7 protein-coding genes are annotated in these 6,000 nt (G+C 36.4%); 5 read left to right on the top strand and 2 right to left on the bottom strand.

Annotated features, from left to right (window positions below; translation table 11 throughout):
• Positions 1–173 precede the first annotated feature (173 nt).
• A complete protein-coding gene (locus B5P40_RS08795) occupies positions 174–1,127 on the top strand; it encodes a TRM11 family SAM-dependent methyltransferase (RefSeq protein ID WP_012260407.1) in 954 nt (317 codons plus the stop codon).
• Positions 1,128–1,328: 201 nt separating this feature from the next.
• Here the strand turns inward: B5P40_RS08795 and B5P40_RS08790 are convergent, their stop codons facing one another.
• On the bottom strand, positions 1,329–1,829 hold the full coding sequence (locus tag B5P40_RS08790) for a DinB family protein (protein WP_113709155.1): 501 nt from the start codon (positions 1,827–1,829) through the stop codon (positions 1,329–1,331).
• Positions 1,830–2,291: 462 nt separating this feature from the next.
• A complete protein-coding gene (locus tag B5P40_RS08785) occupies positions 2,292–2,507 on the bottom strand; it encodes a YflJ family protein (RefSeq protein ID WP_003187606.1) in 216 nt (71 codons plus the stop codon).
• A 241-nt stretch (positions 2,508–2,748) separates the two neighbouring features.
• On the opposite strand from B5P40_RS08785, the gene B5P40_RS08780 reads away from it, so the two are divergent.
• The 4 genes from B5P40_RS08780 (at position 2,749) to lhgO (ending at position 5,823) form a co-directional block, all read left to right on the top strand.
• The gene (locus B5P40_RS08780) at positions 2,749–3,102 is read left to right on the top strand and encodes a DUF3870 domain-containing protein (RefSeq protein ID WP_001225455.1); all 354 of its coding nucleotides are present in this window, start codon (positions 2,749–2,751) and stop codon (positions 3,100–3,102) included.
• Between the two features lie 90 nt (positions 3,103–3,192).
• Positions 3,193–3,324, top strand: coding sequence for a hypothetical protein (locus B5P40_RS33380; RefSeq protein WP_002125573.1), 132 nt, complete (start codon positions 3,193–3,195; stop codon positions 3,322–3,324).
• A gap of 299 nt (positions 3,325–3,623) precedes the next feature.
• Positions 3,624–4,562, top strand: a complete 939-nt coding sequence (glaH, locus tag B5P40_RS08775; protein ID WP_002125576.1) for a glutarate dioxygenase GlaH — start codon at positions 3,624–3,626, stop codon at positions 4,560–4,562.
• 58 nt (positions 4,563–4,620) lie between these two features.
• Positions 4,621–5,823, top strand: a complete 1,203-nt coding sequence (lhgO, locus tag B5P40_RS08770) for an L-2-hydroxyglutarate oxidase (RefSeq protein WP_113709154.1) — start codon at positions 4,621–4,623, stop codon at positions 5,821–5,823.
• The last annotated feature ends 177 nt before the right edge of the window (positions 5,824–6,000 follow it).

The raw sequence follows: 6,000 nt of genomic DNA, 5'->3' as shown, positions 1-6,000 counted from the left end.
TACCTAAAGGGGATAATACCAGGATAATACCATAGGCAGTCTCTTTTTATTTATAAAACAAATTATAAAGGTTTCTCTTTATTTCGGGCATATGATATCATTTAATTTTATATGAAAAAGTATTTGAGTAATTTTGATCATAACAATTTTAAACGATAAAGGATGATAATAGATTGAGTAATCATAGTAAAACACCTGCATGTATATATACGTATGCATTTCGTGAGGAGGAGCGTGCTTTATGTTACTTGGAAATGCGCTCGTTCTTTGGAATGGAGTCTCACGTTAATATTTTGAAAAGTGATGTCAAAATTGATCCGAGTAGAAGTGCGTTTATGAAAGAGCGCGTTGAGGTTATGTATGAAGGAGACGACTTAGAAAGTATTTTAAAACAAGTAGAACAAATTGATTTGGCGGGGGCGTCATTTAAAGTTATCTTCGTTAAAATCAATGATCTTGGGAAAGAAAATAAAATTGAATATGGGGAAAGACGTCTCATTGAACGCGACCTCGGTATGCATATTGAAGGAGAAGCGGATGTTCGTAATCCAGAGCGTGTATTCGGGATTGTTCCTCTTGGAGGACGCTGGTACTTCGGACACTATGTAGAAAGTGAGCCAGTTTGGTATCATCACATAAAAAAACCGCATAGTTATTCGACATCTCTTAGCACGCGTGTTGCGAGATCAGTTGCAAATATCGCTGTACCAAATCCAGAGGGAGTACGAGCTATTGATCCGTGCTGCGGCATTGGAACAGTAGTAGTAGAAGCACTTTCTATGGGAATTAACATTGTTGGTAGAGATATAAATCCACTTGTGGTTCTTGGAACGAGGAAAAACATCGCACATTTTGGGTTTGAAGGAACAGTAACAAAAGGTCCAATCGAGGAAATTACTGAGAACTACGACGTTGCAATTATCGATATGCCGTACGACTTATTTACGCATGCAACACCAGAAGACCAGTTCTCAATTCTTTCAAGTGCGCGCCGCATTGCAAAAAAAGTAGTCGTTGTCACGATGGAAACAATGGACGACATGATTCATGAAGCGGGATTTGAAATTACAGACCGCTGTATCACAAGAAAAGGATCATTTTCTAGACAAATTCTTGTTTGTGAATAGGACAGGTCACCCGTTTATTAAATTAATAAATTACAGGATAGTTAGTCCATTATGAGGCTGATTATCCTTTTTTATTTAACAACAAATACAAAAACTCCATTTTGAATAAAGATTGATCAAAATGGAGTTACCCTTTTTAGCTAAGTATGAGATTTTTATAAAAAAGTTTGATTATTTTACTGAGCCTTAATGAATAACGTTTCAAGAATACCAATAAAAAGCATAATCAGTCATAACTGAAGAATCATCCAACTGATGTAACATAGCTGAAATATTCCCTCTATGATAGGTTCCATGATTCACAACGTGTAAGACCATTTCAGATATACTTGTTTCTCTTAATCCTGCCCATGGATTATCCAACATTATTCTCTTTTCCATATCTTCCTGTCTGTTCAAAAAGGTTTTAAACCGGGATGTTAAAGTGTGAAATTCCGTTTCTAAGTCTTCAATGGGCAGTTTCTCAATCTTTTCTTGAATTTGAAATGAAGATTGCATTGCTTCATTCATACTCTGACCCTCAAGGGTATGAAGCCATCCATATTCCACCAAATAGAGATGAGATAAAACCTTTGAAACAGAAGAAAAGACACTTTTCATTTCCTTTTGATATTTCTCAGGAGAAAGTGTCTTAAGATGATCAATAATCCGTTGATTTGCCCATACATGATAGTTATATAGATTTTCTACATGATTTGCCATACAATCGCCTCCTTATCATCACGTTTTTTAATGTTCTTTATCAGAATGAATTATTCCTTTAAATATCATTACTTATTTGATGAGATCTTCAACTAAGTGACCCAATTGTTGAACAAAGGTCAAAGCAATCTTCAACTAACCTGCCCCGTTAGTTGAAGTACATTTCTTCACAATGTTTATCGTTAGATTAACATAAATATCCAACAAGAAAACATCAAACCTCTAAGAAATCTATAGAGGTTTGATGTTTTTAATCAATCTTTTTTACAGAGCTACACTTGTGACAAAAAAGCTTATTTTTTCATTTTGTGGTGATTCTGAATTCTTAAGTTGATGGGCATGCCTGTGTGGGTGACCTTTTTTTGGTTTGTATCAATGTGTGATTAGTTGGTAGTTTAGATGGGAGGTTTGACGGGATTTGTTGAATAGACGATATATCTCGAGAGTTGTTTTGTTAGTAAATTACTCTTCTTTCGTTGTCTCTTGTTGTGCGATTAATAAATTGCGTAATACGTGTGCGCGGTAACTTTCTAGTTTTCGTCCCTCATGATAGCGAACACCTAATTTTTTTAGCTCAGCTACGTACCAGCCTTTCGTTCCGTAATACATGAGACCACTTCCTTTTTTCTTTTGAACAGTATATGTGCCGGGGCGAGAGAATTTTCTTTTTTTATTCATGAAATTCGCGGAATTAAACATTGAATATTCAGTTTATTTTTATTATGATTAACTTATTATCGGATGACAGTGATTAGCCCCGCTGTAAGCCCAGATTTATGTTTGAAAATGAAGAGAGTAAACTTCTTTCCACTTGAGCTTCTTTAGCAGAAGTACGAGCTATAAGGATAAGGGTAGTAAATTTCAATGCAAATGTGTACATTGTTTTTCTGGCTCTTAACATAGTAATGGAGGATGAAATATGCGTAAAGGGACTTTTTTTATGGCAGGACATTCGAGACTTCCGAAAGGTATGGCTGTTCGCAGTATGTATGAAACATTAACAATTACAATTGAGGCAGATCATAAATATCATGTCATTATTGAAGCGTCATGTACGCTTGCGACAGAGCATGGTAGAGACTTCGTCGCTCAAATGTTGAGAGGACATAGTTTGCAAGATGGTATTGAGGAAATCGTTCAAGATATTACGGACCATTATCAAGGAAAAGCGCAAAATGCTATCGTCAGTGCGGTAAAAGATTTACATCGCCAATACGTAAGTTATTTAAATGATGAACAGCCTAGAGGAGAGTACGAGGAAACAACACCATAAAAACTGTCTAGTTTATAACCATAAACAAGAGCCAGTTGTATTTCCGTTAACGGGATACGACTGGCTTTTTATATTGAGGAGGCAAGGAATATGAAAAAATTAAGTGAAGTTCAAGCTGTGAAACAAGAGAAGAAAAAAAGAGGATGTGCGGAAAGTAAGGGGATTTGTGAAATGTGTAAAGTATGTAGAGAAAAAAACGAATTGACAGTTAGAAAATTTTGAATTATTATTTAATTAACAAGATCCATACGAGAAATTAGCCTTCTCTATATTCGATCTTGCTTTCCTGTTTTACAAATATTTTCATACAAACTGTCTATTATTATTGTACTTTAAGAGATTAAAGAACACTCGTAATTATGAGCCAGTTGTACGTTTCTACGATTTTATGTCGTGGATGCGTATGACTGGCTTTTTCGATGTTAGGGCAGTAAGACCGAATCTCAGCATAAGAAGATAAGGATAACTGTCTGTAAAAAACGTCAATAAGTTCTTCATATTTAAATTAGGGAGGAATTGAAATGTCGATTATTACAGAACAAAGTACGAAGATGAAATTTGCAAAGAAATATGAGGGGTATGAAATTGTTCCTCATCCAGAGCATAAACGTTTATATCATATTACGCTAAAACAGCAATTGCTTAAGCAGTTTTTTGAAGAGGTAAAAGAGCATTCAGAGCAGTCACTGCAATACATTCCCTATTCTCGATTTAATCTTGCGGATGGAATGAGAAAGATTTTTGGGCAATCATTTATGGATAACATTCGCGGCATTGTTCATGACCGTGAAACGGGCGGATTTACAATTGGGGTGCAAGGTGAAACGGCAGATCCAGCAGACTACGTGAAATTTGCAACAGCATTAACACATTTAATCGGGGAGCCAAACTTTGATGCAATGACAGGAACGTACTATGCTAGATTTAATGTGAAAGATACGGATAGTAGTGATTCTTACCTTCGTCAAGCGTACCGATTGTTTACACTGCATACGGACGGTACATTCGTTGATGAGCCGACAGATTGGCTTCTTATGATGAAAATTGAAGAGCAAAATGCAGTAGGAGGGGAATCCCGTTTACTACATTTAGACGATTGGGAAGACCTTCATAAATTTAGAAATCATTCGCTCGCATCTGTTAAAGTTACGTATAAAGCACCACCAAGTAAAAATGCGCAAGAAATCGTCTATCGTGAAACATTTTTTGATGTGAATAACGCACCATGTATTTGCTTTATTGATCAGTTCGCTTATCCAGATAATATTGAACAAGCAAACTATTTGAAAGACTTATCATATTCTGTTGAAAACTCACCAGCAACACATGCATTGAAATTACCAATTGGTGACTTAGTTCTTTTAAATAACTTATTTTGGATGCACGGAAGAGCTGCATTTGAAAAAAATAAAGATTTATATAGAGAACTAATGCGTCAACGTGGTTGTTTTTCTAAATAAGTTTGTACGGCGGGTCTTAAAAAAGGCCTGCCTTTCATCATATTAAGGGGGAAGTAGGATGTATGACTTTATAATTATTGGCGGAGGAATTGTTGGGCTTTCAACAGGAATGGCTTTAACGAAAAAATTCCCTCGTGCGAAAATCGCGATCATTGAAAAAGAAAAGGAACTTGCACATCATCAAACTGGACATAATAGCGGAGTAATTCACTCTGGAATTTATTATAAACCAGGGAGTTATAAAGCGAAGTTTGCTAAAGAAGGAAACGCAGCTATGGTTCAATTTTGTAAAGAAAATGACATCGCTTATGACATGTGCGGAAAAGTAATTGTCGCTACAGAAAAGGACGAACTTCCTCTTTTACATAACTTATATGAGAGAGGCTTACAAAACGATTTACATATTGAAAAAATAGATAAGGAAGAATTAGCTGAAATTGAACCGCATGTAAAAGGACTTGGGGCAATCCGTGTTCCTTCTTGCGGAATTGCTGATTATAAAGGCGTAAGTTATGCATTTGCCCGTTTGATCCAAGAAAGCGGGGGAGAAGTACATTTAGGAACAGTCGCAGAGCGGATTACTGAGAAGAAAGACGCTGTAACAATTGAGACAAATCAAGGTGTATTTAAAACGAAATTTCTCATTAATTGCGCCGGCTTACATAGTGATCGTATTGCGAAAAAGACAGGTATATTAACGGATATGAAAATTGTTCCGTTTCGTGGTGAATATTATGAACTTGTCCCAGAAAAACGCTATCTTGTAAAACATTTAATCTACCCAGTTCCAAACCCTGAATTTCCGTTTTTAGGTGTTCATTTCACAAGAATGATAAACGGAGACGTACATGCAGGACCAAATGCAGTATTAAGCTTCAAACGCGAAGGCTATACGAAAACGGACTTTGATATTAAAGACTTCATGGAAACAATGACATACACAGGCTTTTGGAAAATGGCGATGCCAAATATGAAAGAAGGCATAAAAGAAATGGTACGCTCATTTAGTAAACAATCATTCCTAAAAAGCTTGCAGCGCCTAATACCAGAACTTACAGAGAAAGATATCGTGCCAACCCATGCAGGAGTAAGGGCACAAGCCATTTTATCAAACGGAAATATGGTTGATGACTTCTGCATTATCCCTGGTGTAAATTCTCTGCATATTTGCAACGCACCATCCCCGGCCGCAACGGCTAGTATAAAGATTGGTGAGGAAATTGTAAGGCAAGTGCCGGATGTGGTGGCGGTTAGGGTTTGATGGGTAATGGGTCCTCCGAGTGATTTGAGTCATAAATCCGCCTCACTTTGAACGATAATATTACCGTAAATCATGAATTTGAAGAACCCCTTCTTATAAAGTAAAACTTTAATCAGTGATGGTTTTTCTTCAGCATTAGGGCTACGAAATTGAAAAATATTTAAAGAAAATACGATA

The sequence above is a fragment of the Bacillus sp. SRB_8 genome (genome assembly GCF_003264205.1).
GTDB classification, from domain to species: Bacteria; Bacillota; Bacilli; order Bacillales; family Bacillaceae_G; genus Bacillus_A; species Bacillus_A mycoides.
This window is presented reverse-complemented; position numbering and strand designations above follow the sequence as displayed.

Coding starts and splice junctions, on each gene's coding strand:
- B5P40_RS08790 (WP_113709155.1), bottom strand. CDS start 1,829: ATGGCAAATCATGTAGAAAATCTATATAACTATCATGTATGGGCAAAT.
- B5P40_RS08785 (WP_003187606.1), bottom strand. CDS start 2,507: ATGAATAAAAAAAGAAAATTCTCTCGCCCCGGCACATATACTGTTCAA.
- B5P40_RS08780 (WP_001225455.1), top strand. CDS start 2,749: ATGCGTAAAGGGACTTTTTTTATGGCAGGACATTCGAGACTTCCGAAA.
- B5P40_RS33380 (WP_002125573.1), top strand. CDS start 3,193: ATGAAAAAATTAAGTGAAGTTCAAGCTGTGAAACAAGAGAAGAAAAAA.
- glaH (WP_002125576.1), top strand. CDS start 3,624: ATGTCGATTATTACAGAACAAAGTACGAAGATGAAATTTGCAAAGAAA.
- lhgO (WP_113709154.1), top strand. CDS start 4,621: ATGTATGACTTTATAATTATTGGCGGAGGAATTGTTGGGCTTTCAACA.